Genomic DNA, 24,643 nt, shown 5'->3' on the forward strand with positions numbered 1-24,643 from the left:
GTCACCGACTAGCTCCGCAGGTTCGGGAACGCGCGGGCGGCCCGCGGCGGTACGGCAAAGGTCGCCCGGCTCCGTACCTCCATCACGGAGTTGATGCCGTTGTTGCGGCGGACCCCGATGTCGCCGTGATGGCCGCGCGCATCGGCCGCGTTCATCACCGCGCGGGTGGCGTTGAAGTCCTCCATGGTGCGCTGCAGGGACACGAAATGTGTCCCGGGCGCACCACGGTCGAGCGTCGCGAAGTCGCGCCGGTTGATGCGGGGGCGACCGTACAGCCGGGCGCGGCCGGTGGCCTGCGCATGGCCCACCTGTCCGTGCGCGACGGCCAGCGCCGGCAGCCGGTCCGCGTCGCTCTCCGCGTCGTCCACCAGCTTCTCGGCCTCGTCGGCGCCGATGCCGGGCGCGTACATCCGGGCACTGCGGGTGTCGCGGTCCTGCTCGTACCAGCTGTCGAGGTCGAGCTCGATATGGCTCACATGCATGGTGGTGCCGCCGGCCAGCGGGCCTTCGGGGACGGTGATGCTCTCCTCGGTCGCCTGGTTGCCGCGCAGCCCCGAGTGGAAGCCGAGCAGCAGCGGCGCCTTCGGGGAGAGCCCGCGCTCGGGCAGCCGCTCGGCGGGCAGCCCGCTCCCGACGAAACCGGTGCGTACCTCGCGTATCCGCAGCCGGGCGCGCTGGTCGAGCGGGCCGGGTCCGAAGAGCGCGTCGGTGACCTCCGCGAGGCGGTCCTCGTCGTCGGACGCAAGATGCAGACAGGCGGCGATGTCCTCCAGCTTCGGATTCTCCCAGCGGGCCATGGGTATGGCGCGGGGCACAGGGGAGCGAATGGCGGTGTGCTGCGCGTACCAGCCGAATCCCCAGCCCAGGCAGGTGAGCAGTCCGTCGGGTCCGTGCGGGAAACGCTCCTCCAGGGCGGCGAGCGCACCCTCGAGGCGCTCGGCGTCCGCGGCGGTGGGGTGGTCCACGACGTCGAGCATGAGCAGCCGGTGGAAGCGCGGGGCGAGCGGACGGCCCTCCTCGTCGGTGAGAAAGGTCGATTCCCATGCGTGCTGGGCCTCGGGCAGCTTCATACGAGTTCCTTGTCGGGATCGGGTCCGGTGTACGCATCGGGCTGGAGGTGGGCGTATGCGGCTGCCCAGCCGGCAGGCGGCGTGCCCGGCTCGCTGAACAGCCCGAAGGTCGTACGGACGGCGCTCCCGCTCTCGATGGCCGCGATCAGTGCCACCGCAATGTCCGCTCGGGAGACCATGCCGTCGGCGTGCGGATCCTGGGTGAGGGTGATGGCGTGCGCACCGGGTGGATCGTCGGTGAGCCAGGTGGGGCGGACGATCGTGTACGGCAGCCCACTGGCGCGCAGATCCTCTTCGGAGGCGATCCTGGCGGGCAGCTGCGTGGCATCGACCCGGCTCAGCGGGTGAGCCCTGCCATGGCCGACGACGAACGAGCTGACCAGCATGATGCGCGGGGGCGTGGGCAGTTCGGCGGCAGCGGTGAGCAGGGTACGCATGGCCTGCTGGGCGTGCAGCCGGGCATCGCCGCGCTTGGGGACGAGGACGGCGGCGTCGGCGCCGGTGAGCGCCCGGCGGACCGGCCCGACCTCGTCATAGGTGCCGAGTCGGCTTACGTCGTGACCCCTGGCGCCTGTGAGTTCCGCGAAGTGCACCGCGGTGGTGCCGGGCGACATGGTCCCGGCGATGACGAGTCTCATGTCAGCACGGTAGGAGCGGGAAACGGCGGAGGGGAAAGACCGCACTGGTCTCAACTCATAGGCAACGGTTATGAATTCACCACGATCCGTATGCTGGCTCCATGATTCCGGAGGCCAGGCTGCTGCGCTATTTCCTGGCCGTCGCCGAGGAACGGAACTTCACCCGCGCGGCCGAGCAACTGCACATCGCGCAACCGGCGTTGAGCGCGCAGATCCGCCGCCTGGAGTCCCAGCTGGGTGTACGGCTGCTGGAGCGGACCACCCGCGTGGTGCGGCTGACCGAAGCGGGCCGCGCGGTCCAGGAACGTGGCCCGGCCGCGCTGGCGGCGCTCGCCGAGGTCTGGGACGCCGCGCGCCGCGCGGGCCGCGGCGAGCTGGGCCGGATCCGTATCGTCTACAGCGCGAGCACCGGGTACGGCACCGTCCCCTACCTGGTGGAGTCCCTGCACCGGCGCCACCCCGACATCGAGGTGAGCGCCGAGATGCTCCGCACGCCCGATATCGGTCGGGCCGTGCTGGAGGGCCGTGCCGATGTCGGTATCGCGCGTACTCCGGAGCCGGCCGAGGGGGTGCGCGTGCGGCCGCTGCGCTGGGAGCGCAGAGGGATCCTGGTCGCCTCGGGCCATCCGCTCGCGGCCGCCGCACCGGTCGTCGACCCGGCGGCCATCGCCGCGTTCCCGGTGCTGGCGCATCCGCGCGAGGCCAACCCGGCCCACTACGACGAGCTGGTCGAGCTGTTCCGCCGGGCCGGCGTACGGCCCCGGCTGGTCGAACGGCCGGTGGCCTTCGATCCCACCCAGCGCGTACTGCGCGACGCGGAGACCGTCGCCCTGGTCGGCGAGGCCTCCGCGGACGGACTCGCCCCGTGGCTGCGGTGGCTGCCGCTGGCCGAGCCCCACGACCGGCTGCTGGTCGCGCTCGTGCTGCCGGACCTCGCGCCCCCGTCGGCCGAGCGTTTCGAGCGGGTGGCGCTCGAGGCGGCGGCAGAGGCGGGCTGGCTGCCCGGCTGACACGGACCACCGGCCGCCCGGATCCACCGGCTGCCGTCACAACGAGACGCCGACGCGGATCGCGTCGGCGTCTCGGGCGCTGCGTGGCCGGATCAGTCGCGCTGGGTGCCCTTCGGCAGGGTCCGCAGCTCCATGGTCCGCGCGGTGCTGGAACCGAAGCCGAAGTCCAGCAGCTTGCCCGCGTCGGTGAATCGGACGTTGGGGTCGGCTTCGCCGAGAAGGACTCCGACGTAGGTCTGGGTGCCGCGGGTGGCCGCGAAGACCAGGCAGTAGCCCGCCGCCGAGCCGGAGCCGGTCTTGACGCCGACGGCGCCGCTGTAGGAGCCGAGCAGCTTGTTGGTGTTGTACCAGGTGTACGTGCGGGTGCCGCCGGTGCTCGTCGTGGCGGTCGTCTTGTACTGCGTCGCCTTGACGACATCGCGGAGCGTGGCACTGCTGAAGGCGTGCCGGGCCATCTTCGCGAGGTCGGCCGGGGTCGTGTAGTTGCTGCCGGCCGAGGAGATGCCGTCGAACGAGTCGTACTTGGTGTTCTTCAGACCGAGCTGGGTGGCCTTCGCGTTCATCTTCCCGATGAACGACTTGGTGCGCGCGGCGGTCGTCGTGCCGGTGCCGAAGGTGTCGGCCAGCGCGTACGCGGCATCACAGCCGGAGGGCAGCATCAGCGCGGACAGCAGCTGACGGACGGTCACCTTGTCGCCGGTCTTCAGGTCCGCGGTGCTCGCGCCCTCCCGGACGACGTAGTCGCGGTACGCCTGCTTGATGGTCACCTTGCGGTTGAGGTCGACACCGGGGGTGGTGAGGACCACGATCGCCGTCGTGACCTTCGTCGTGCTGGCCATCTGGCGGCGGATGTCGTTGGCCTTGCCGTAGACCGCCTTGCCCGTCGCCTGGTCCAGCAGGAAGCCGCCCTTGGCGTTTATGGCCGGGATCGGCTGCGCCGCCTGGGCGGGCGCGGCGAGGGGTGAGGCCGTCAGTAGCAGGCCTCCCGCAAGGACGACCGTGGCGGCTCTGCGCAGGCCGGTGTGACTGGACATCAAAGGGAACGCTCCGAATATGCGAATGGGTTGAAAAGGGACCAAAAGAACCCGGGGTGCAAGGAGGGTCTCGATAGGAGACACATGAGTACGCCAAAGGGATGTACGCGGCGGCGCGGCAGTTGTGCCCGCTCTTCGTCCGCCCGGACTCCGTCCTGCATCGTGGACCCGGCTTTCTGATGCACCTGTGTTGTATCTAAGCTGTGCGCATGCCCGCCGCCGCTCCCGCCGCAGAACGCGTCTACACCCACATCAAGCAAGCAGTCCTCGACCGCCGTTACGAGGGCGGCACCCTCCTCACCGAGGGCGAGCTGGCCGACGCGGTCGGCGTTTCGCGCACCCCCGTCCGTGAGGCGCTGCTCAAGCTCGAGGTCGAGGGCCTGATCAAGCTCTATCCGAAGAAGGGCGCACTCGTGCTCGCCGTCTCCGCGCAGGAGATCGCGGATGTGGTGGAGACCCGCCTGCTGGTCGAGGAGCACGCGGCCCGCAAGGCCGTACCGGCGTCGCCGCGGCTGCTCGCCCGGCTCGAAGAGCTCCTTGAGCAGCAGAAGCGGCAGGGCGAGGCGGGCGACCTGGCGGCCGTCGCCGTCACCGACCGCTGTTTCCACGCCGAGATCGTACGCAGTGGAGGCAACGAGATCCTCTCCCGCCTCTACGACCAACTGCGCGACCGCCAGCTGCGGATGGGCGTCGCCGTGATGCACTCCCACCCCGACCGGATCGCCAAGAACGTCGCCGAACACAGCGAGATCCTCGAAGCCCTGCGCGCCGGCGACCCGGACGCGGCAGCCGCGCTCGTGCACCGGCACGTCGGCTGGTTCAGCAATCTGGCGCGGGGCGAGGTCCGATGAGCGCCTCCGCAGTCGCGCTGCCCGGCGATCCACCCGGCGGCCGCCGCGCCGCCGCGGTGTGGGGCATCGGCGTCGCCGTCTACTTCGTCGCTGTCATCTTCCGTACGTCGCTGGGCGTCGCCGGCCTCGACGCCGCCGACCGTTTCGACGTCAATGCCTCCGCACTCTCCACCTTCTCCATCCTTCAGCTGCTGGTCTACGCCGGGATGCAGATACCCGTCGGTCTGATGGTCGACCGCCTGGGCACAAAGAAGGTCCTCACCCTCGGTGTGGTGCTGTTCACCGTCGGGCAGCTGGGCTTCGCGCTCTCACCGTCGTACGGGACGGCACTCGCCTCGCGCGCGCTGCTCGGCTGCGGCGACGCCATGACCTTCATCAGCGTGCTGCGGCTCGGCTCGCGCTGGTTCCCGGCCCGGCGCGGACCGCTGATCGGGCAGGTCGCCGCGCTCTTCGGGATGGCGGGCAACCTTGTCTCGACCGTCGTCATCGCGCGCATGCTGCACGGCCTCGGCTGGACCGCCACCTTCGCGGGCAGCGCGGCGGCCGGACTGGTCGTGCTGGTGCTGCTGTCGCTCTTCCTCAAGGACCACCCGGAGGGCCACGAGCCACCGCCCGCCCAGCACGCGGGATCCGCGTTCGTACGGAAGCAGATCGCCGAGTCCTGGCGGGAACCCGGCACCCGTCTCGGCATGTGGGTGCACTTCACCACCCAGTTCCCCGCCATGGTGTTCCTGCTGCTGTGGGGGATGCCGTTCCTGGTCGAGGCACAGGGACTCTCCCGGGAGACCGCCGGTGAGCTGCTGACGCTGGTGGTGCTCTCCAACATGATGGTCGGGCTGGTGTACGGGCAGGTGATCGCCCGGCACCACGCGGCACGGGTCCCGCTGGCCCTCGGCACGGTCGGCGCGACCGCGCTGCTGTGGGCGGCCACCATCGCGTACCCCGGTGACCGGGCCCCGATGTGGCTGCTGATCACCCTGTGCACGGTGCTCGGGGCATGCGGGCCCGCGTCGATGATCGGGTTCGACTTCGCCCGGCCGGCCAATCCGCCTCAGCGGCAGGGGACGGCGTCGGGAATCGTCAACATGGGTGGTTTCGTGGCCTCGATGACGACGTTGCTGGCGGTCGGGGTGCTGCTGGACGCGACCGGCGACAACTACCGGATCGCGTTCTCGTCGGTGTTCGTGCTGGAGACGCTGGGCATCGCGCAGATTCTGCGGCTGCGGGCGCGCACGGTACGGCGGGAGCGGGAGCGGCTGGTGGCGAGCCGGGTGGAGGCCGTGCACGTACCGGTGTGAGCGTGTGCGGGGTCCCCGGCGGACGACGGTGCCCCGCCGACCGCCGACCGGTGAAACCCGACCCTGAAACTCAACCGATGAAAACCGACCGGTGACTGCCGACCGATGAAAACCGACCGGTGAATCCCGACCGGTGGAGGTCGCCCCCCGGGCGACCCGCCCGGCGCGCCTACGGGGTGACCGCGAACTCCCGCAGGATCGCCGCCGCCAGTTCGGCGTCACCGTCCACCTTGACCCGGTCCGACACCGCGGTCGCCCGCACCCGGCCGCAGGCCAGCCGGTAGAAGGTCTCCCAGTCCAGCGCGAGGGTCACCACGGGGCCGAGCGAGGGCGCGCCGTCGACCGTGCCGCGGCCGTCCGCGTCCACCCGCACCGTACGGAGGAATTCGAGCGGGCCGTGCACATCGAAGACGACGGCCGAGTTGGCCGGGGCGCCCGCGTCCTTGGCCACCACCTTGGGCAGGGCTTCCAGAAGGCAGTCGCGGGCGATGTAGGCGCCGGGGGAGTCGAGGTTGCCCGGCTGGCCCAGCGCCGACCGCAGATCCTGCTCATGCACCCAGGCGTCGAATGCGCGCATCCGGATGGCCAGTTCGAGAGTCTGCTCGGCGCCCAGCGGGGCGCGGACCATGGTGTCGGGGGTGCGGCTCTCATTGCGCAGCTGACGGGCCCGGCGGATGATCGTGTACTCCAGCTCGGAGGTCATCTCCGGCGCCGTGTGGTGCCGGCGCACATCGACCTGCATCTCCATGTAGCGGGCGAACTCGCTCTGCACATGGTAGAGATCACGCGGCAGTGTGTGGATGGGCCGCGGATCGCCGAGCATCTCGCACTCCATGCCGATGACATGCGAGACCAGGTCGCGCACGGACCAGCCGGGGCACGGCGTGGGCCGGTTCCACTCGCCCTCGACGAGCGGCTGCACCAGCTCGGCTATCGATTCAATGGAGTGGGTCCAGGCATCGGCGTAGGTCTGGAGGCTGGGATGGACGGTCACGGGACCCCTCGGCGGTTCTGCGGTACGCGGGCTGGTCTGCTGACTGCTGGGCTGCGTGGGAGGCTCGGCAGTTAAGTTACGCTGCCGGACGGCAGCCCGGCAGTGCTTTCGTGTGACGATCGTAGGCCCGTGATGACGGCTCGAATGCCAGGACGGTGGTAGTGTGCGCGCCTCCCTCATCCAGATCGCAGTAGACCAGGACGAATCGGTCAATTCCCGCAGATGGCGCGTCGCCTCGCTCGTACGCGACCAGCGGGGCGCCGACCTGGTGGTGCTTCCAGAGTTGTGGCCCGTCGGGGCGTTCGCCTATGAGTCGTTCGCTGACGAGGCCGAATCGCCGGCCGGTGCGACGTACGAGGTGATGGCGAAGGCCGCGAGCGACGCCGGAGTGTGGCTGCACGCGGGCTCCGTCGTCGAGCGCGCCCCGGACGGCACCCTCTACAACACCTCCCTCGTCATCTCCCCCACGGGCGAGCTGGTCCGCACATACCGGAAGATCCACCGCTTCGGCTTCGACAAGGGCGAGGCGGTGATGATGGGCGCGGGCGACGAGCTCGTGACCGTCGCGCTGCCCGGGACCGAGTCGTCGCCGGGGCTCACGCTGGGCCTCGCGACCTGCTACGACCTGCGTTTCCCGGAGCTGTTCCGGGGTCTGGTGGACGCCGGGGCGCAGGCGTTCGTCGTCCCGGCGGGCTGGCCGGCCCGCCGCCGCGAGCACTGGCGGCTGCTGGCCCGCGCCCGCGCCGTGGAGAACCAGGCGTACGTCCTGGCCTGCGGCACCGCAGGCACCCACGCCGGCGTCGAGCAGGCCGGACACAGCATCGTGGTCGACCCCTGGGGCGAGATCCTCGCCGAGGCGGGCCCGGACGAAGAGGTCCTGAGCGTCGAGCTGGACCCGGCCAAGGTCGGGACGACACGGGAGCAGTTCCCCGTACTCAAGGACCGCCGGCTGGGGCTCGCGGAACCCCGCCGCCCCTAGGCACCTGTGGCGGGGGTGTTCCCCTGTCCGCCGCTTCCCGCAACTGGGGCTTCGCCCCGGACCCCGCGCCTCAATCGCCGGCGGGGCCGAAGGTTCAGCCCCGCCGGCGATTGCGGCGCGGCCCGCACCCCTAGTCGTCGTCGCCCGCTCGCTCCTTCTCCGCCATATGGATCACGCAGACCGCGACCGCGATCATGAGCGCCGCGTCCGCGTCCTCCCGTACGACGTTCACGGCGTGCGTCTCCCGCACCCGGAACCACTGCCGGGAGATGTGCGCCAGCAGCTCGCCGTCGTACTCGACCGTGAACTCCCGGTCCAGGATCCGTCCGCTCACATCGAGCTCGGTGCCCTCGACGAGCGTCACGCGGTAGTGATTGCGCAGCAGCGACAACCGCTTCTTACGGATGGTGGCGAGCGGCTTGTCGTCGCGCTCGATGGTCATCGTGTCCCGCAGGCTGAGCAGCTTCTTGCGCAGCGTGATCAGGACCAGCCCGGTCGGATCCTTGAGCTCCAGGGTGTCCCGCAGGCTCAGCGCCTTGCCGTCGACGAGGAAGGCTTGGCGGCCGGCGTCATCCTCGATCCAGTAGTCCTCGCCGATGGCGAAGATCTTGTCGCGCACGAGGTATTTCATGGCTGGAATGACTACCCCGCTCCGTGCTGTTGGATGGAGGTATGGCTACACGTGCACGCGTTCGGGCCCCCGAGCTGGTCGGCAAGGGCGGCTGGCTCAACACAGGCGGGAAGCAGTACACCCTTGCTGACCTGCGAGGACGTATTGTCATTGTTGATTTTTGGACATTTTGCTGTATTAACTGCCTGCATGTCCTGGACGAGCTGCGGGAGCTCGAGGAGAAGCATCGAGACACCGTCGTGATCATCGGGGTCCACTCGCCGAAGTTCGTGCACGAGGCCGAGCACCAGGCCGTCGTCGACGCCGTCGAGCGCTACCAGGTGCATCACCCGGTACTCGACGACCCCGAGCTCGCCACCTGGAAGCAGTACGCCGTCCGGGCCTGGCCCACGCTCGTCGTCATCGACCCCGAGGGCTATATCGTCGCCCAGCACGCCGGCGAGGGGCATGCCCACGCCATCGAGCAGCTTGTCGAGGAGCTCGAAGCCGAGCACGCCGCGAAGGGAACGCTGCGGCGCGGGGACGGGCCGTATGTCGCGCCCGAGCCGGTCGCCAGCGATCTGCGCTTCCCCGGCAAGGCCCTTTTGCTGCCCTCCGGGAACTTCCTCGTCTCCGACTCGACCCGGAATCAGCTGGTCGAGCTGGAGCCGGACGGTGAGAGCGTTGTACGGCGCATCAGCGGCACCGGCACCAGCGGCGGCGGCGAGTTCAACGAGCCGCAGGGCCTCGCGCTGCTGCCCGACGGCCGGGTCGCGGTCGCGGACACCGTGAATCACACCATCCGTGCGTACGACCCGGAAACGGGCGCGGTCGAGACTCTCGCAGGCACCGGCAAGCAGTGGTGGCAGGGCTCGCCGACGAGCGGCCCGGCACTCGATGTGTCGCTCTCCTCGCCGTGGGACGTGGCCTGGTGGGGCGGGCAGCTGTGGATCGCGATGGCGGGCGTCCACCAGCTGTGGACGTACGACCCGGCGGCCGGGACCGTGCAGGTCGGGGCCGGTACCACCAACGAAGGCCTCGTCGACGGGCCGGCGGCCGAGGCGTGGTTCGCGCAGCCGTCCGGGCTCGCGGCGACCGAGGACCGGCTGTGGATCGCCGACTCCGAGACCTCAGCGGTGCGCTGGATCGACCGCGATCTGGTGGTGCACACGGCAGTCGGTACCGGCCTCTTCGACTTCGGGCACCGGGACGGCGCCGCCGGGCAGGCGCTGCTGCAGCACCCGCTGGGTGTCACCGCGCTGCCCGACGGGTCGGTCGCCATCAGCGACACGTACAACCACGCGCTGCGCCGCTTCGACCCCGCGAGCGGCGAAGTGACCACGCTCGCCACCGATCTGCGGGAGCCGAGCGGCGCCGTGCTGGCCGGCGACGACATCGTGGTGGTGGAGTCCGCCAGGCACCGGCTGACCCGGCTGCGGCTGCCGGAGGAGGCGGTACGCGTCGAGGCCGTCGCCCACCGCACCCAGCGCGCCGCCACCGACGTCGCCCCGGGCAGGCTCCGGCTGGACGTGGTCTTCCAGGCCCCGGCCGGCCAGAAGCTCGACACCCGGTACGGCCCTTCGACCCGGCTGCTCGTCTCCTCGACCCCACCCGAGCTGCTGAGGGGCGGGGAGGGAACGGGCACCGATCTCTCGCGCGAGCTGGAGATCGACCCGGCGGTGACCGAGGGCGTACTGCATGTCTCGGCGATGGCGGCGTCCTGTGACGACGACCCCGAGAACGAGTACCCGGCCTGCCATATGCACCAGCAGGACTGGGGTGTCCCGGTCCGGGTGAGCGCCGGGGGGACGACGCGGCTGCCGCTCGTACTGGCCGGGATGGACCAGGGGTAGGAGCGTGGGCCTGTTCCACCAGGGCGTGTTTGAGAAGTCCCGCCCTAGTGGAACAGGCCCTGCTTCTCGAGCTGCCGCCCTGCCGCGCCGTCCAGACAGCCGACCACCCACAGCCCGGGGTCGTACGTCGCCTTCAGTCCGCCCCGGCCCTCCGCCCGGAACCGCTCGCACCCGCCGGCCAGCAGGTCCTTCGCCTGCCGGCCGGTCGGGTCGTAGTGCCTGATGCGGTTGCCCTGGATGAAGCCCGCCTCGTACGAGATGTCCTGTGCCCAGGGCGGCCGTTCGTTGTACTGCTGGATCACCAGCCAGCAGCCCGCGAGCAGGACCGCGGCCGCCGAGGCGAACGCGAGGGACAGGGTGCGGCGCGACGGGCCCCGGTGGGGCGTCGCGCCGGCTGTCTGATGACCGAGCAGAACCATGGGCACCACCGTGCCCCGCCGGCCCTTTCCCGGATGTTTCGCGAATAGGCGCGCCAACGCGCCAACACCCGTCCCGGCAGGGTTACTTGACGTCGACGCTGCCCGTGACCTTCGGGTTCATCAGGTGATTCGAGTCCGTGTCGATGTGCAGTGCGAAGATCGTGCCGTCGCCCCGCTCCTTGAAGCTCTTCTTGAACGTGCCGTTGGCCGCGGTCTTCACCTCGCCCAGCAGGTACGACTCCTTCGGCTTGCCCTTGGGCGAGAAGAAGATCATCACCTTCCTGCCGCCGTACGCCTTCCAGGCCGGCGCGGCGTGCTGCAGCGTGCCGGAGACGGCGATCGCGCCGCGCTTCTTCACCTTCGACGTGACCTTGTAGTCCTTGATGCGAGTCTGGATGAGGCTCGCCTTGAGGACCGGGCTCACCGACCCCTGCACATTCGCGGAGCCGGAGTAGACCGCGCGGTAGTAGCCGGACGCGGGTGCGGGGATGTCCGCCAGGAAGTACCTGCCCTTGGTGAGCGTCAGCGTCTTGAGCTTCGCCCAGCCGTCCTTGCCGTTCTTGGACACCTGAATGTCGAGCTTGTTGTGCGGTCGCGGGGCGCCCTCGACTCGAGCAGACCGGACACGGTCAGCTGGAAATGCTGCGCTTCACGTGTGCGTCCCCCCGGACGATTCGAGGGGCGCGTGGGAGAGAGAAACAACAAAGTGGTCAATGAGACGCGCCCCGAGCCTCCCATGGTAATCGGGCCCGGGGCGTGTCGGACAATTGGATCTGTCAGTCCGTCAGGAATGAGACCAGCGCGTTGGCCAGCAGATACGGGTCCTCCGCGCCGCACAGCTCACGCGCGCTGTGCATCGACAGGATCGCGACGCCGATGTCGACGGTCCGGATGCCGTGGCGGGCGGCGGTGATCGGGCCGATGGTCGTGCCGCACGGCATCGCGTTGTTCGACACGAACGTCTGCCACGGCACGCCCGCCTTCTCGCAGGCCGCGGCGAACACGGCCCGGCCGCTGCCGTCGGTGGCGTACCGCTGGTTCACATTGACCTTGAGGATCGGGCCGCCGTTGACACGCGGGTGGTGCGTCGGGTCGTGGCGCTCCGCGTAGTTGGGGTGGACGGCGTGGCCGGTGTCGGAGGACAGACACACCGTGCCCGCGAAGGCGCGCGCCTTGTCCTCGTACGTACCGCCGCGCGCGAACACCGAACGCTCCAGCACATTGCCGAGCAGCGGGCCGTCGGCGCCGCTGTCCGCCTGGGAGCCGTTCTCCTCGTGGTCGAAGGCGGCGAGCACCGGGATGTACGGAAGCTCCGGCAACGCGGAGACCGCGGCGAGCGCTGCCGTACAGGCGTGCACGGACAGCAGGTTGTCCATCCGCGGTCCGGCGACCAGCTCGCGGTCGCGGCCCAGATAGGCCGGCGCCTCCAGGGCGTGCGTCATCAGGTCCCAGCCGGTGACCTCCCCGGCCGCGAGCCCGAGCTCCTCCTCCAGGAAGGAGATCAGATCGCCCTCGTCGGTGACGTCGCCCAGGCCCCAGATGGGCTGCATGTGCCGCTGCTTGTCGAGTTGCAGACCCTTCTCGTGGATCGAGCGGTCCATGTGAATGGCCAGCTGCGGCACGCGCAGCAGGGGCCGGTCGATGTTGACCAGCCGCGTCGTGCCGTCGCGCAGGGAGAGCCGGCCGGCCAGGCCCAGATCACGGTCGAGCCAGGAGTTCAGCAGCGGCCCGCCGTAGATCTCGACGGCGACCTGACGCCAGCCGTGCGCGCCCATGTCGGGCTGCGGCTTGACGCGCAGATTCGGGGAGTCGGTGTGGGCGCCGACGATCCGGAACGGGGTGTGCGGCGCGGCGCCCTCCGGCACGTACCAGGCGACGATCGCGCCGCCGCGCAGTACGTACTTGCCGCCACTCGTGCCGTCCCAGGCGTCCGTCTCCAGCACCTGCCGGAAGCCGGCCTTCTCCAGTCGCTCGGCGGCGGCGGCCACGGCGTGGTACGGGGTCGGGCCGGCCGCGAGGAAGGACATCAGGTCGTCGGTGTGTCCGCGATCGAAGCGGGAGGATGTGCTGCTGCTCATGGGCTCACCTTAACGAGGGGCGCGCGCCGGGTGCGTGGAGATGTGAAGCGGCCCGCCCCGGCAGGGGGCGGGCCGCTTCACACAAGCGCGGGACGGGCCGGGACGGCTAGAACGCCGCCTCGTCCAGCTCCATCAGGGAGTTGTCGACGGTCTCGGCGAGCGCGCGCTCGACCGAGACGCCCGGCAGGATGTTGGCGGCGAAGAACTTCGCGGCCGCGATCTTGCCCTGGTAGAACGGCACATCCTTGGCGGACGCGGTCTCGAGCTTCTCCGCCGCGACGGCCGCGCCGCGCAGCAGCAGGTAGCCGACGACCACATCGCCGGAGGCGAGCAGCAGGCGGGTGGTGTTGAGGCCCACCTTGTAGATGTTCTTGACGTCCTCGCCGGTGGCGATGAGGTCGTTCGTCATCGTGCCGACGATCGCCTCCAGGTCCACCGCGGCCTTGGCGAGCGCGTCGCGGGCCGGGGCCAGCTCCTCGCCGCCGGTGCCGACCGTCAGGAACTTCTTGATCTCCTCGGAGAGGGTGTTCAGCGCCTGGCCCTGGTCGCGGACGATCTTCCGGAAGAAGTAGTCCTGGCCCTGGATGGCCGTGGTGCCCTCGTAGAGGGTGTCGATCTTGGCGTCCCGGATGTACTGCTCGACCGGGTACTCCTGGAGGTAACCGGAGCCGCCGAAGGTCTGCAGCGACTGGGCCAGCTGCTCGTACGACTTCTCGGAGCCGTAGCCCTTCACGATCGGCAGCAGCAGGTCGTTCAGGGTGACGAGGGCCTTGGCATCCTCGCCCGCGGCCTCCTTGACGGCGATCTCGTCCTGGACCGAGGCGGTGTACAGCACCAGGGCGCGCATGCCCTCGGCGTACGCCTTCTGCGTCATCAGCGAACGGCGCACGTCGGGGTGGTGGGTGATGGTGACCTTGGGCGCGCTCTTGTCCGCGAAGTTCACCAGGTCCTGGCCCTGGACGCGCTCCTTGGCGTACTCCAGCGCGTTGAGGTAGCCGGTCGACAGGGTCGCGATGGCCTTTGTGCCGACCATCATCCGGGCGAACTCGATGATCATGAACATCTGGCGGATGCCGTCGTGCTTGTCGCCGATCAGCCAGCCCTTGGCGGGGTGCTGGTCACCGAAGGTGATCTCGCAGGTGTTGGAGGCCTTGAGGCCCATCTTGTGCTCGACGTTCGTGGCGTAGACGCCGTTGCGCTCGCCCAGCTCGCCGGTCTCCCAGTCGAAGTGGAACTTCGGCACGAGGAAGAGCGACAGGCCCTTGGTGCCGGGGCCGTGGCCCTCGGGGCGGGCCAGCACGTAGTGAAGGATGTTCTCCTCCATGTCGTGTTCACCGGAGGTGATGAAGCGCTTCACGCCCTCGATGTGCCAGGAGCCGTCCGCCTGCTCGACGGCCTTGGTGCGGCCGGCGCCGACGTCCGAGCCGGCGTCCGGCTCGGTGAGCACCATGGTGGAGCCCCAGCGCTTCTCGACGGCTATCTCGGCGACCTTCTTCTGCGCCTCGTTGCCCTCCTCGAAGAGGATGCCGGCGAAGGCCGGGCCCGAGGAGTACATCCAGATGGCCGGGTTCGAGCCGAGCAGCAGCTCCGCGTACGACCAGATCAGGGAGCGCGGCGAGGTGGTGCCACCGATCTCCTCGGGCAGGCCGAGGCGCCAGTACTCGGAGTCCATGAAGGCCTGGTAGCTCTTCTTGAAGGACGCCGGGACGGGCGCGGTGTTGGTGGCGGGGTCGAAGACCGGCGGGTTGCGGTCGGCGTCCGCGAAGGATTCGGCCAGCTCGTTCTCGGCGAGGCGGGCGATCTCTTCGAGGATCGACTTGGCGGTGTCGACATCCATCTCCGCGAACGGGCCGGTGCCGTACAGCTTGTCGCGCCCGAGGACCTCGAAGAGGTTGAACTCGATGTCGCGGAGATTCGACTTGTAGTGCCCCATGGCGACGGCTCCGTAAAGATCGGGAGGCGGATTGATCATCCACGTACCAGTAAGTAGCTACGATGATGCTACCCGTCGGTAATAAGAAGCAACCCCTAGTGGGTCATCTGTGACACGGCTCGCTACCGGGCCCTGTCCGAGGATGCCGGGAGACGGCGGTCCGTGTCCCTGATTCGCGGGCGATCGGCGGGCGATCAGGGGTGCGGTGGCGGGGGTGCGGAGGGTGTCGGGGGGCTCAGGTCAGGCACCTCGACGCCGACCGTGTCCTCAGTAGTGCTCTACGGTCTGGCCTTCGGGTACCTGGTAGCAGCCGGACACCACGGTGACGACCAGCGCGGGCGGGTTCTTGTCTCCGCCGCTGTTCTTCTTCCAGAAGCTGATGTTGAGGCCGAACTTCTTCTCGTCGTGGTCCGCGATCAGCTCCAGGTTCTTGGACGCGCTCTTGTCCGGGCCGAACCTGGTGATCTTCCAGCCCTGCTTCGGGAGTCCGTCCTTCAAGCGAGTCATGGCCCGGGCGAGCTCGTCGTCGAAACGGAGCCGAGTGATCGCCGGGGCCCTTCGTCGGTGCGCTCGAGGCGGGCCGGGTCGCACCGTGTGCCCCGGCCCGGCCCATAGGGCCCGGCCGCCTCGGTACTCTTGCGGACATGTACGGCTACGACCAGAACCCGGGTGCCCAGCAGCAGTACGTGCCCCAGCAGCCCTCCTACGGGGAGCAGCCGCTGTACCCCGAGCCGTCGCCGCCCTCGCTCGCCGACGCGGTGCGGGCCTTCACCACCGCGTCGCTGTCCGCGGAGGACTTCCAGCAGATCTTCGCGACCTCGAAGGTCTACTGCCCGCGCGGTGACAACCCCGGCTTCCTGGCGCTGCACAACACCCAGCAGCCCGTCATCCCGATGTTCACCTCGCTCAAGGAACTGCGCAGATACGCGGGCAAGGAGTCCAAGTACTTCGTGATCACGGGCGCCGAGGTGATCGACCTGCTGCCGACCGGGTACGGCTTCGTCCTGGACATGGAGGGTGATCACCGGATGGTCTTCGACGCGAAGGCCGTGGAGCAGATGGTGGACTTCGCGATGCGGCGGATGTACGGCTGACGGTCCGATGTGTGGCTGATGTGCCGCTGACGGGTCTGGATCTCTGGGCGCCCGGGAGGAATTCCTCCCGGGCGTCGCGCGTTCCGGATGACAAGAAGTTCAGTCTTCAACTAAACTGGACGCACAAGGAGGTCCCGTCATGCCTGCAGTGACTGTCGAGAACCCGCTCACCCTGCCGCGCGTCTCCGCGCCGGCCGAGGCCGTGCCGCGCCCCGTGCTCGCCGTGACCACGGCGCCGGGGGGCTTCGAGGGGGAGGGATTCCCGGTGCGACGCGCGTTCGCCGGGATCAACTACCAGTACCTCGACCCGTTCATCATGATGGACCAGATGGGCGAGGTGGAGTACGCGCCGGGCGAGCCGAAGGGGACGCCGTGGCATCCGCACCGGGGCTTCGAGACGGTCACGTACCTGATCGACGGAACCTTCGTCCACCAGGACAGCAACGGCGGCGGCGGAACCATCCAGAACGGCGACACCCAGTGGATGACGGCGGGCTCGGGCCTGCTGCACATCGAGGCGCCGCCGGAGTCGCTGGTCACGTCGGGCGGGCTGTTCCACGGGCTCCAGCTCTGGGTGAACCTGCCGGCGAGCGACAAGATGATGGACCCCAGGTACCAGGACATCCGCGGCGGCCAGGTCCAGCTGCTGACCTCGCCGGACGGGGGCGCGCTGCTGCGGGTCATCGCGGGTGAGCTCGACGGGCACGAGGGTCCGGGCATCACGCACACACCGATCACGATGATCCACGCGACGCTGCGGCCGGGTGCCGAGGTCACGCTGCCGTGGCGCGAGGACTTCAACGGCCTGGCGTATGTGCTTGCGGGGCGCGGTGCGGTGGGTACGGACCGGCGCCCGGTGCACAAGGGCCAGACGGCGGTGTTCGGGGCGGGCGGGTCGCTGACGGTCCGCGCGGACGAGTCCCAGGACTCGAACAGCCCGGACCTGGAGGTCGTGCTGCTGGGCGGGCGCCCGATCCGGGAGCCGATGGCGCACTACGGTCCGTTCGTGATGAACAACCGCGCGGAGCTGCAGCAGGCCATGGACGACTTCCAGGCGGGCCGCCTGGGCACGGTCCCGGTGAACCGCCACTGAGCCCGCGTGGGGCCCGCGTTGCCTCCGGCGGGGGCGCGGGCCGCCGTCCGGTGCGGGCTCCCGCGCCCCTGGCCCGGTGCGCTGGCCCGCGCCCGGTGCGGGTTCCTGTGCCCCCCGGCCCGGTGCGCTGGCCCGCGCCCGGTGCGGGCTCCTGTGCCCCCGGGCCCGACTCCTCGGGCCCGGCGCCGTGGTCCCGCGTTGCCTCCCGCGGAGGGCGCGGGCTTCCTGTGCCCCTCACGGTTCGCCGGTGGAAACCACCCACCGCAGAGCAACCGACAACGCCCCCGGCCCACGGCCACCACATGACCGGGTGACCAACGCCCCCCGGCCCACGGCCACCACATGACCGGGTGACCAACGCCCCCCGGCCCACGGCCACCACATGGCCGGGTGACCAACGCCCCCGGCCCACGGCCACCACATGGCCGGGTGACCAACGCCACCGGCCCACGGCCACCACATGACCGGGCAACTGACCCGGGTGGGTCCCCCAGCAGGCCCATCCCCATGGCCCGTGGTCACGTGGGAGCGTGCAGACTCCGAAGCCGTTTCTGCCCGACGGCGCCCGGCGGGTCGCCGCCTGGTGTGTCGTCGTGCTGCTCGTCAGCGCCGTGGCCGGCGTCGGGATCTGGCTCTGCGCCACCCTCAAGGCCGCCGTCACGCCCGTGCTCCTCGCGCTGCTCGCGACCGCCCTTCTCGGGCCCCTGCAGCGGCGGCTCATCAAGATGGGGGTGAATCGCTCGCTCGCTGCCGCGCTGACCTGTGCCGCCGTCGTCGCCGTCGTCGGCGGGGCCATGTACATCATCGTCACCGCGCTGATCGGGACCGGCGACCAGATCATCTCCGCGCTGCGGCGGGCCGCCAAGGATCTCACCAAGTACTTCGGGGCCGCCGGGACCTCGCTCGACGACGTCGCCGCCAACTCGAAGGATCTGCTGGGGAAGTTCGGCGGGACCGCCGCGTCCGAGGTGATCAGTGGGCTGAGTGTGGTGGGCGAGCTGATCGCCACCGCCGTGCTGGCGCTGCTGTTCAGCTTCTTCTTTCTGCGGGACTCGGACAGGGTCGCGGGCGCTCTGCGGTCCCTCGTGCCCGGTACGAGCGGGGACGTCGTCGAGGCCATGGCGCGGCGGGCCTTCGAGGCCGTCGAGGGGTTCATGCGCGGGACGACGTTCATCGCGCTCATCGACGCGATCTGCATCACCGTCGGGCTGCTGATCCTGCGCGTCCCCGGCGCCGTCGGGCTCGGCGCGCTGGTCTTCGTCGGGGCGTACATCCCCTACCTCGGCGCCTTCATCTCCGGCGCCGTCGCCGTCCTTGTCGCGCTCGCCGACCGCGGATTCGTGATCGCGCTCTGGGCGCTGGGGGTGGTCCTTTCCGTGCAGGTGCTGGAGGGGCATGTGCTCCAGCCGGTGATCCAGAGCCGGATGGTGCGGATGCACCCGGTTGTCGTGATGCTGGCGATCACCGCGGGGGCGACCGTCGCCGGGATTCTCGGGATGCTGCTCGCCGTACCGGTCACCGCCGCCGCGTTCGGCGTGATCCGCGAGCTGCGGACGCGTTACGCGGCCGGGTCGGGGACCGGCTCCGGCACCGCCGACTCGTAGAGCTCGAACCAGATCGACTTGCCCTCGCCCCGCGGATCCACACCCCACGCGTCCGCGAGCATCTCCATATCGAGCGCTGCAGGCCCAGCGCGAGCTCGCGCTCCGACTCGGCGACCCCGGCCCGGGCGAGCGCCTGCGCCAGCATCCGCGCGACCGTCGTCAGTACGGACCGTTCGTCGGGCGTGAAGGCGACCGGGTGCTTGAACGCCGCCATCCAGGCGCCCATGGTGCGTCCGGCGACGATCAGCGGCAGGAAGGCCCAGGACTGCCGGCCGAAGCGCTGCGCGAGCGGCCAGGTGGCGGGATAGCGGCGGCGGTACTCCGCCGGCGTCGGCAGGCAGCTGGCCCGGCCGGTACGCACCACCTCGGCGGCCGGATATTCGGTGTCCAGTGACATGTCCGTGAACGGATTGTCGTCGCCCGCGTTGTGCCCGTGGTGTCCGATGATCGTGAGCCGGTCGCCCGCCGCCCCGAAGACGGCAAGCCCGTCCGGAGAGAAGCCGGGCATGGTCAGGGACGCGGCGACCCGCAGCACCTCCGCGGTGGAGCGGGCCTCGGCCAGCGCCCGGCCCGCGTCCAGCAGGAACGCCTCGCGGGAGCGGCGCCAGTCACCGGTGACGGGGGTGTGCGCAGCGGTGCCCGGCTGTGGCTCGGCGACCTCCTGGAGCATGGCCGGTCGCCCGCCGCCCCGAAGACGGCAAGCCCGTCCGGAGAGAAGCCGGGCATGGTCAGGGACGCGGCGACCCGCAGCACCTCCGCGGTGGAGCGGGCCTCGGCCAGCGCCCGGCCCGCGTCCAGCAGGAACGCCTCGCGGGAGCGGCGCCAGTCACCGGTGACGGGGGTGTGCGCAGCGGTGCCCGGCTGTGGCTCGGCGACCTCCTGGAGCATGCCGGTCAGTTCGTAGTCGCCTTCCCGGAGGACCGGTTTGGAGCGGCTTCGGACGATACGGAGCACATGGCCGACCTCGTTGACGACCCGCAGTCTGGCCTCGGCGATGGTCCCTTCGGCGGCCGCGAGACTGACGATCCCGTTGATCTCGTTCCAGTCGACGGGGTGGAAACGGGAGCGCACGATGGACTCGGGATACTCTCCGGCTTCGGCGGGCAGCTCCAGCAGCCGGGCGGCCTCGGCGTCGAGGGTGACCGTCCCGGATGCGTTCTCCCACCGCCACAGGCCGGTCGCGATCGCGGCCAGAACGTCCTCGGTGCGCATCGCCTCACTTTATTCCGATCTTCACGACGATCACCTGCCGGGGTCCTGGCATGCGTATGTCAATAAGGCGAACGGGGCCCGGGCGGTAACCTTGACGCGGCCCACCCCTCTCGAATCGCTAAGACTGGATGAACGACGATGCATCGGTACAGGTCCCACACCTGCGGCGAGCTCCGCGCCTCTGACGTCTCCGCCGACGTCCGGCTGAGCGGCTGGCTGCACAATCGCCGAGACCTGGGCGGCATCCTCTTCATCGATCTGCGCGACCACTACGGCATCACGCAGCTTGTCGCCCGGCCCGGCACCCCCGCCTACGAGGCCCTCGACAAGATCAACAAGGAGTCGGTCGTCCGCGTCGACGGCAAGGTCGTCTCGCGCGGCGCCGAGAACATCAACTCCGAGCTGCCCACCGGCGAGGTCGAGGTCGAGGTCTCCTCGGTCGAACTGCTCGGTGCGGCGCAGCAGCTGCCGTTCCAGATCAACACCGACGACGGGGTGGGCGAGGAGCGGCGTCTGGAGTACCGCTTCCTCGACCTGCGCCGCGAGCGCATGCACCGCAACATCATGCTGCGTACGGCCGTCATCTCCGCGATCCGGCACAAGATGACCGCCCTCGGCTTCAACGAGATGGCGACCCCGATCCTGACCGCGACCTCCCCCGAGGGCGCGCGCGACTTCGTGGTGCCGTCCCGGCTGAACCCCGGCAAGTTCTACGCGCTGCCGCAGGCCCCGCAGCAGTTCAAGCAGCTGCTGATGATCTCCGGCTTCGACCGCTACTTCCAGATCGCGCCCTGCTTCCGCGACGAGGACGCCCGCGCCGACCGCTCGCCGGGCGAGTTCTACCAGCTCGACGTCGAGATGAGCTTCGTCGAGCAGGAGGACGTCTTCCAGCCGATCGAGAAGCTGATGACCGAGCTCTTCGAGGAGTTCGGCGGCGGTCGGCACGTCACCTCGCCGTTCCCGCGGATCCCGTTCCGCGAGGCGATGGTGAAGTACGGCAACGACAAGCCGGACCTGCGCGCCCAGCTGGAGCTCGTCGACATCTCGGACGTCTTCGAGGGCTCGGAGTTCAAGGCCTTCGCGGGCAAGCATGTGCGTGCGCTGCCGGTGCCGGACACGGCCGGCCAGTCGCGGAAGTTCTTCGACGGCCTCGGCGACTTCGCGGTCGAGCACGGCGCGAAGGGCCTGGCCTGGGTGCGCGTCGGCGAGGACGGCTCGCTGACCGGCCCGATCGCGAAGTTCCTCACCGAGGAGAACATCAAGGTCCTCACCGAGCGTCTCTCGCTCGCGCCGGGCCACGCGATCTTCTTCGGTGCGGGTGAGTTCGACGAGGTCTCCAAGATCATGGGCGCGGTTCGCGTCGAGGCCGCCAAGCGTGCCGGCCACTTCGAGGAGGGCGTGTTCCGGTTCTGCTGGATCGTCGACTTCCCGATGTACGAGAAGGACGAGGAGACCGGCAAGATCGACTTCTCGCACAACCCGTTCTCGATGCCGCAGGGCGGCCTCGAGGCCCTGGAGACCCAGGACCCGCTGGACATTCTGGGCTGGCAGTACGACATCGTCTGCAACGGCGTCGAGCTGTCCTCGGGCGCGATCCGTAACCACGAGCCCGAGATCATGTTCAAGGCCTTCGAGATCGCCGGCTACTCCAAGGAGACCGTCGAGCACGAGTTCTCCGGCATGCTCCGCGCCTTCCAGTTCGGCGCCCCGCCGCACGGCGGCATCGCCCCGGGCGTCGACCGCATCGTGATGCTGCTGGCCGACGAGCCGAACATCCGCGAGACGATCGCCTTCCCGCTCAACGGCAACGCGCAGGACCTGATGATGGGCGCGCCGACCGAGCTGGACGAGTCGCGTCTGCGCGAGCTGAACATCGCGCTGCGCAAGCCGGTCGCCAAGTCCGGCGAGTAGCCGACGGATCGAGTCGTACGCGTCGTAGGCGAGTAATGGGGTCCGGGACCGACAGGTTCCGGGCCCCTTTCCTGTCTCACAGCGACTGACAGTCGCTTCCCATGCCCCTGCCAGGTCCGGTCTCCGGCGTCCTGGCCCATGACGGAAACCCAGGGACGCGCCGGGGAGACGGCACCAGCTGACACGCCCGCCTGCAGGGCCATCCGCGGCACCAACGAGTACTCCGCGCTGCTCGAATGGCGTCCCGGTCCTGGACTCCGCGGTCTTTGCCAGCCGCTGTGTCTCCGGCGACGCCTCCCGCGCTCTGGTCGAAACACGACAGATGATCCTATATGTCCGCTTCAATGCCGCCGGGGCCGAGGTCGCTCCCACCCCGCCTCCGAAGCAGCACATCCAGCTCTCGAACTGAAAGGCCCGCACATGTCCCTCCGCACAGGACCGTTCCCGGCGGTCGCGTTTGCCGTCGCCGGTCTGCTGCTCACCGGCTGCGCGGGCGATCCCGGCGACACAGCGCCCGCGGCCGCGAAGAGGTCCACGGGCGACGCCGCCAAGTTGGGCCCCAACGCGCGCTCCGGCGCCCAGGCGCAGCTCTCCCGGGCGCAGGTCATCCCCGCCCTCGGACCGAAGATCCGCGCCAAGATCACCGCAGCGAACAAGCAGGCGGTCGTGGTGGTCGGCGACGACCCCGACTCCAACAAGTCCGTCGTCACGCTCTACGAGCGTGATCCTGTGCGGGGCTGGAAGCCCGTTTCAGAGCCGTGGCCGGCGCACAACGCGCTCCTCGGCTGGACCGACGACCATCACACGGCCGACCATCGCTCGCCGATCGGGGTCTTCGGCCTCACGGACGCGGGCGGCATGCTGCCCAACCCGGGCACGAAGCTCCCGTACGACGAAGGGCCCGCCTTCGACGCGCCCGGCACCGGCTTCGAGGGGGAGCCGCTCGAGGGGTCGTTCGACTATGTCGTGGCCATCAACTACAACCGCGAGCCGGGGAACACCCCGCTGGACTGGACCCGGCCGCTGGGCTCGGAGAAGGGCGGCGGCATCTGGATCCACGTCGACCACGGCGGGCCCACGCAGGGCTGTGTCGCGCTGCCGAGGGCCCGCATGAAGGAGCTGCTGCAGTGGCTGGACCCGGCGAAGCGGCCGGTGGTGGTGATGGGTGACCTGACGGGGTTGGGCCGCTGAGGCGTACGTGCACCGGGGCTCCGCCCTCCCGAACCCCGGTTGCGGGCGGGGCTGGAGTGCGGCCGCCGGGCGACTGGGGGCAGAAACGGGAAAGGACGGGCCCGGGGATGATCTCCCGGGCCCGCCCTTCACGCACTACGCCTTCTTCGGCTCCTCCAGACGCGGGAACAGCACCGCGCCCTTCGTCACCGTCGCGCCCGCCGACAGCTTGCCCCACTCGCCCGCGTGCTGGACCTGCTGGTCCGCGAGGGCGCCCAGCGGGGCCTCCGCGCCGAGCGAGTCCCACAGGCGCTGCGAGGTCTCCGGCATGACCGGGTTGAGCAGCACCGCGACCCCGCGCAGCGACTCGGCGGCCATGTACAGGATCGTCGCGAGGCGGGCCTGGCCCTCCTCGGACTCGTCCTTGGCGACCTTCCACGGCTCCTGCTCCGTGATGTAGCCGTTGACCTGCTTCACGAAGTCGAAGACAGCCAGGATGCCGCCCTGGAAGTCCAGCTCGTCGCCGATCTTCCGGTCGGCCTCGGCGACCGCCTTGGCCAGGCCCTCCTGGACCGCCTTCTCCGCCTCGCCGGCCGCCGTCGCCTCCGGCAGCACGCCGTCGAAGTACTTGCCGACCATGGCCGCGACGCGCGAGGCGAGGTTGCCGTAGTCGTTGGCGAGCTCCGAGGTGTAGCGGGCGGTGAAGTCCTCCCAGGAGAACGAGCCGTCCTGGCCGAACGCGATCGCGCGGAGGAAGTACCAGCGGTACGCGTCCACGCCGAAGTGCGAGGTCAGATCCTGCGGCTTGATGCCCGTGAGGTTCGACTTCGACATCTTCTCGCCGCCGACCATCAGCCAGCCGTTCGCGGCGACGCGACCCGGCACCGGCAGGCCGTTCGCCATCAGCATCGCCGGCCAGATGATCGCGTGGAAGCGCAGGATGTCCTTGCCGACCAGGTGCACATCGGCGGGGAAGGTCTCTTCGAACTTCGCCGGGTTCTCGTTGTAGCCGACAGCCGTGGCGTAGTTCAGCAGCGCGTCGATCCACACGTAGATCACGTGCTTCTCGTCCCACGGCACCGGGACGCCCCAGTCGAACGTCGAGCGCGAGATGGAGAGGTCCTGCAGTCCCTGCTTCACGAAGTTCACGACCTCGTTGCGCGCGGACTCGGGCTGGATGAAGCCTGGGTTGGCCTCGTAGAACTCCAGCAGCTTCGGTCCGTACTCGCTGAGCTTGAAGAAGTAGTTCTCCTCCTTGAGGATCTCCACCGGCTTCTTGTGGATCGGGCAGAGCTTCTGCCCGGCGAAGTCGCCCTCGCCGTCGATCAGGTCACCGGGGAGCTTGTACTCCTCGCAGCCCACGCAGTACGGGCCTTCGTACCCGCCCTTGTAGATCTCGTCCTTGTCGTACAGATCCTGCACGAACTCCTGCACACGGTCCGTATGCCGCTTCTCCGTCGTACGGATGAAGTCGTCGTTCGCGATGTTCAGGTGCTCCCAGAGGGGCTTCCAGGCCTCCTCCACGAGCTTGTCGCACCACTCCTGGGGCGTGACGTTGTTCGCCTCGGCAGTACGCATGATCTTCTGACCGTGCTCGTCCGTGCCGGTGAGGTACCACACCTTCTCGCCGCGCTGACGGTGCCAGCGTGTGAGCACGTCGCCTGCGACGGTCGTGTAGGCGTGGCCCAGGTGAGGAGCGTCGTTGACGTAGTAAATGGGGGTCGAGACGTAGTACGCCTTCGCCCCCTGCTTCTCGGATCCAGTGGCCGCCATGGTCGAAATCCTATCGGCC

Annotated in this window: 21 protein-coding genes and 2 pseudogenes; 10 read left to right on the forward strand and 13 right to left on the reverse strand. The window is 69.7% G+C overall.

Annotated elements, in window-relative coordinates; genetic code table 11:
- Nucleotides 1–8: 8 nt before the first annotated feature.
- Together AB0D12_RS06025 and AB0D12_RS06030 are read right to left on the reverse strand one after the other, a co-directional pair.
- Entirely contained in the window at nucleotides 9–1,070 is a 1,062-nt protein-coding gene (locus tag AB0D12_RS06025) for a hypothetical protein (RefSeq protein WP_362677529.1), read from the reverse strand.
- Nucleotides 1,067–1,708: an NAD(P)-binding oxidoreductase gene (locus AB0D12_RS06030; RefSeq protein ID WP_362677531.1), complete on the reverse strand. Its 642-nt coding sequence runs from the start codon at nucleotides 1,706–1,708 to the stop codon at nucleotides 1,067–1,069. The genes AB0D12_RS06025 and AB0D12_RS06030 overlap by 4 nt, the downstream gene beginning before the upstream one ends.
- A gap of 101 nt (nucleotides 1,709–1,809) precedes the next feature.
- Here AB0D12_RS06030 and AB0D12_RS06035 point away from each other — a divergent pair, with 101 nt between their 5' ends.
- The gene (locus tag AB0D12_RS06035) at nucleotides 1,810–2,718 is read left to right on the forward strand and encodes a LysR family transcriptional regulator (protein WP_362677533.1); all 909 of its coding nucleotides are present in this window, start codon (nucleotides 1,810–1,812) and stop codon (nucleotides 2,716–2,718) included.
- 92 nt (nucleotides 2,719–2,810) lie between these two features.
- On the opposite strand, the gene AB0D12_RS06040 is transcribed toward AB0D12_RS06035, so the two are convergent.
- On the reverse strand, nucleotides 2,811–3,752 hold the full coding sequence (locus AB0D12_RS06040) for a serine hydrolase (protein ID WP_362677535.1): 942 nt from the start codon (nucleotides 3,750–3,752) through the stop codon (nucleotides 2,811–2,813).
- A gap of 209 nt (nucleotides 3,753–3,961) precedes the next feature.
- Between AB0D12_RS06040 and AB0D12_RS06045 the strand changes: the two genes are divergently transcribed.
- A complete protein-coding gene (locus AB0D12_RS06045; protein WP_327324897.1) occupies nucleotides 3,962–4,603 on the forward strand; it encodes a GntR family transcriptional regulator in 642 nt (213 codons plus the stop codon).
- Complete coding sequence (locus tag AB0D12_RS06050; protein ID WP_362677537.1) at nucleotides 4,600–5,901, forward strand: MFS transporter; 1,302 nt, start codon at nucleotides 4,600–4,602, stop codon at nucleotides 5,899–5,901. Before AB0D12_RS06045 ends, AB0D12_RS06050 begins: the two co-directional genes overlap by 4 nt.
- A gap of 169 nt (nucleotides 5,902–6,070) precedes the next feature.
- Here the strand turns inward: AB0D12_RS06050 and AB0D12_RS06055 are convergent, their stop codons facing one another.
- Nucleotides 6,071–6,895, reverse strand: coding sequence for a maleylpyruvate isomerase family mycothiol-dependent enzyme (locus AB0D12_RS06055; RefSeq protein WP_362677539.1), 825 nt, complete (start codon nucleotides 6,893–6,895; stop codon nucleotides 6,071–6,073).
- 163 nt (nucleotides 6,896–7,058) lie between these two features.
- Between AB0D12_RS06055 and AB0D12_RS06060 the strand changes: the two genes are divergently transcribed.
- Nucleotides 7,059–7,874 carry a carbon-nitrogen family hydrolase gene (locus tag AB0D12_RS06060; RefSeq protein WP_362677541.1) on the forward strand — a complete coding sequence of 272 codons (816 nt, stop codon included), beginning with the start codon at nucleotides 7,059–7,061 and terminating at the stop codon, nucleotides 7,872–7,874.
- Nucleotides 7,875–8,004: 130 nt separating this feature from the next.
- Here AB0D12_RS06060 and AB0D12_RS06065 read toward each other — a convergent pair whose 3' ends face one another.
- The gene (locus AB0D12_RS06065) at nucleotides 8,005–8,505 is read right to left on the reverse strand and encodes an LURP-one-related family protein (RefSeq protein ID WP_362677543.1); all 501 of its coding nucleotides are present in this window, start codon (nucleotides 8,503–8,505) and stop codon (nucleotides 8,005–8,007) included.
- A 41-nt stretch (nucleotides 8,506–8,546) separates the two neighbouring features.
- Here AB0D12_RS06065 and AB0D12_RS06070 point away from each other — a divergent pair, with 41 nt between their 5' ends.
- The gene (locus AB0D12_RS06070; protein ID WP_362677545.1) at nucleotides 8,547–10,337 is read left to right on the forward strand and encodes an NHL domain-containing thioredoxin family protein; all 1,791 of its coding nucleotides are present in this window, start codon (nucleotides 8,547–8,549) and stop codon (nucleotides 10,335–10,337) included.
- A 44-nt stretch (nucleotides 10,338–10,381) separates the two neighbouring features.
- Here the strand turns inward: AB0D12_RS06070 and AB0D12_RS06075 are convergent, their stop codons facing one another.
- The 5 genes from AB0D12_RS06075 to AB0D12_RS06095 form a co-directional block, all read right to left on the reverse strand.
- Nucleotides 10,382–10,756: a hypothetical protein gene (locus tag AB0D12_RS06075; protein ID WP_362677547.1), complete on the reverse strand. Its 375-nt coding sequence runs from the start codon at nucleotides 10,754–10,756 to the stop codon at nucleotides 10,382–10,384.
- An 82-nt stretch (nucleotides 10,757–10,838) separates the two neighbouring features.
- On the reverse strand, nucleotides 10,839–11,324 hold the full coding sequence (locus AB0D12_RS06080; RefSeq protein WP_362677549.1) for a hypothetical protein: 486 nt from the start codon (nucleotides 11,322–11,324) through the stop codon (nucleotides 10,839–10,841).
- A gap of 208 nt (nucleotides 11,325–11,532) precedes the next feature.
- Nucleotides 11,533–12,834, reverse strand: a complete 1,302-nt coding sequence (locus tag AB0D12_RS06085) for a M18 family aminopeptidase (protein WP_362677551.1) — start codon at nucleotides 12,832–12,834, stop codon at nucleotides 11,533–11,535.
- 106 nt (nucleotides 12,835–12,940) lie between these two features.
- Nucleotides 12,941–14,767, reverse strand: coding sequence for an acyl-CoA dehydrogenase (locus AB0D12_RS06090; RefSeq protein WP_362678003.1), 1,827 nt, complete (start codon nucleotides 14,765–14,767; stop codon nucleotides 12,941–12,943).
- 267 nt (nucleotides 14,768–15,034) lie between these two features.
- The gene (locus AB0D12_RS06095) at nucleotides 15,035–15,274 is read right to left on the reverse strand and encodes a hypothetical protein (RefSeq protein ID WP_362677553.1); all 240 of its coding nucleotides are present in this window, start codon (nucleotides 15,272–15,274) and stop codon (nucleotides 15,035–15,037) included.
- A gap of 137 nt (nucleotides 15,275–15,411) precedes the next feature.
- Between AB0D12_RS06095 and AB0D12_RS06100 the strand changes: the two genes are divergently transcribed.
- The 3 genes from AB0D12_RS06100 to AB0D12_RS06110 all read left to right on the forward strand — a co-directional run bounded on the left by AB0D12_RS06100 (nucleotide 15,412) and on the right by AB0D12_RS06110 (nucleotide 18,558).
- On the forward strand, nucleotides 15,412–15,861 hold the full coding sequence (locus AB0D12_RS06100) for an SseB family protein (RefSeq protein ID WP_326651263.1): 450 nt from the start codon (nucleotides 15,412–15,414) through the stop codon (nucleotides 15,859–15,861).
- Between the two features lie 139 nt (nucleotides 15,862–16,000).
- The gene (locus AB0D12_RS06105) at nucleotides 16,001–16,954 is read left to right on the forward strand and encodes a pirin family protein (RefSeq protein WP_362677555.1); all 954 of its coding nucleotides are present in this window, start codon (nucleotides 16,001–16,003) and stop codon (nucleotides 16,952–16,954) included.
- Between the two features lie 530 nt (nucleotides 16,955–17,484).
- Nucleotides 17,485–18,558: an AI-2E family transporter gene (locus AB0D12_RS06110; RefSeq protein ID WP_362677557.1), complete on the forward strand. Its 1,074-nt coding sequence runs from the start codon at nucleotides 17,485–17,487 to the stop codon at nucleotides 18,556–18,558.
- A gap of 67 nt (nucleotides 18,559–18,625) precedes the next feature.
- Here the strand turns inward: AB0D12_RS06110 and AB0D12_RS06115 are convergent.
- Together AB0D12_RS06115 and AB0D12_RS06120 are read right to left on the reverse strand one after the other, a co-directional pair.
- Nucleotides 18,626–19,225: pseudogene (locus AB0D12_RS06115) on the reverse strand (GAF domain-containing protein); the annotation flags it as partial.
- Nucleotides 19,226–19,230: 5 nt separating this feature from the next.
- Nucleotides 19,231–19,770, reverse strand: a pseudogene (locus tag AB0D12_RS06120) (phosphatase); the annotation flags it as partial.
- Between the two features lie 138 nt (nucleotides 19,771–19,908).
- Between AB0D12_RS06120 and aspS the strand changes: the two are divergent.
- Both aspS and AB0D12_RS06130 read left to right on the forward strand, forming a co-directional pair.
- Entirely contained in the window at nucleotides 19,909–21,681 is a 1,773-nt protein-coding gene (aspS, locus tag AB0D12_RS06125; RefSeq protein WP_362677559.1) for an aspartate--tRNA ligase, read from the forward strand.
- A gap of 420 nt (nucleotides 21,682–22,101) precedes the next feature.
- Nucleotides 22,102–22,872 carry a L,D-transpeptidase family protein gene (locus tag AB0D12_RS06130; protein WP_362677561.1) on the forward strand — a complete coding sequence of 257 codons (771 nt, stop codon included), beginning with the start codon at nucleotides 22,102–22,104 and terminating at the stop codon, nucleotides 22,870–22,872.
- A gap of 135 nt (nucleotides 22,873–23,007) precedes the next feature.
- Here AB0D12_RS06130 and metG read toward each other — a convergent pair whose 3' ends face one another.
- Nucleotides 23,008–24,624, reverse strand: a complete 1,617-nt coding sequence (metG, locus tag AB0D12_RS06135; RefSeq protein ID WP_362677563.1) for a methionine--tRNA ligase — start codon at nucleotides 24,622–24,624, stop codon at nucleotides 23,008–23,010.
- Nucleotides 24,625–24,643 lie beyond the last annotated feature (19 nt).

This window comes from Streptomyces sp. NPDC048479, from assembly GCF_040651435.1.
In the GTDB taxonomy this organism is placed as follows: domain Bacteria; phylum Actinomycetota; class Actinomycetes; order Streptomycetales; family Streptomycetaceae; genus Streptomyces.

Excerpts from the sequence above, each read along its gene's own strand:
- AB0D12_RS06025 (WP_362677529.1), bottom strand. The coding sequence starts at position 1,070 with ATGAAGCTGCCCGAGGCCCAGCACGCATGGGAATCGACCTTTCTCACC.
- AB0D12_RS06030 (WP_362677531.1), bottom strand. The coding sequence starts at position 1,708 with ATGAGACTCGTCATCGCCGGGACCATGTCGCCCGGCACCACCGCGGTG.
- AB0D12_RS06035 (WP_362677533.1), top strand. The coding sequence starts at position 1,810 with ATGATTCCGGAGGCCAGGCTGCTGCGCTATTTCCTGGCCGTCGCCGAG.
- AB0D12_RS06040 (WP_362677535.1), bottom strand. The coding sequence starts at position 3,752 with ATGTCCAGTCACACCGGCCTGCGCAGAGCCGCCACGGTCGTCCTTGCG.
- AB0D12_RS06045 (WP_327324897.1), top strand. The coding sequence starts at position 3,962 with ATGCCCGCCGCCGCTCCCGCCGCAGAACGCGTCTACACCCACATCAAG.
- AB0D12_RS06050 (WP_362677537.1), top strand. The coding sequence starts at position 4,600 with ATGAGCGCCTCCGCAGTCGCGCTGCCCGGCGATCCACCCGGCGGCCGC.
- AB0D12_RS06065 (WP_362677543.1), bottom strand. The coding sequence starts at position 8,505 with ATGAAATACCTCGTGCGCGACAAGATCTTCGCCATCGGCGAGGACTAC.
- AB0D12_RS06070 (WP_362677545.1), top strand. The coding sequence starts at position 8,547 with ATGGCTACACGTGCACGCGTTCGGGCCCCCGAGCTGGTCGGCAAGGGC.
- AB0D12_RS06075 (WP_362677547.1), bottom strand. The coding sequence starts at position 10,756 with ATGGTTCTGCTCGGTCATCAGACAGCCGGCGCGACGCCCCACCGGGGC.
- AB0D12_RS06085 (WP_362677551.1), bottom strand. The coding sequence starts at position 12,834 with ATGAGCAGCAGCACATCCTCCCGCTTCGATCGCGGACACACCGACGAC.
- AB0D12_RS06090 (WP_362678003.1), bottom strand. The coding sequence starts at position 14,767 with ATGGGGCACTACAAGTCGAATCTCCGCGACATCGAGTTCAACCTCTTC.
- AB0D12_RS06095 (WP_362677553.1), bottom strand. The coding sequence starts at position 15,274 with ATGACTCGCTTGAAGGACGGACTCCCGAAGCAGGGCTGGAAGATCACC.
- AB0D12_RS06100 (WP_326651263.1), top strand. The coding sequence starts at position 15,412 with ATGTACGGCTACGACCAGAACCCGGGTGCCCAGCAGCAGTACGTGCCC.
- AB0D12_RS06105 (WP_362677555.1), top strand. The coding sequence starts at position 16,001 with ATGCCTGCAGTGACTGTCGAGAACCCGCTCACCCTGCCGCGCGTCTCC.
- aspS (WP_362677559.1), top strand. The coding sequence starts at position 19,909 with ATGCATCGGTACAGGTCCCACACCTGCGGCGAGCTCCGCGCCTCTGAC.
- AB0D12_RS06130 (WP_362677561.1), top strand. The coding sequence starts at position 22,102 with ATGTCCCTCCGCACAGGACCGTTCCCGGCGGTCGCGTTTGCCGTCGCC.
- metG (WP_362677563.1), bottom strand. The coding sequence starts at position 24,624 with ATGGCGGCCACTGGATCCGAGAAGCAGGGGGCGAAGGCGTACTACGTC.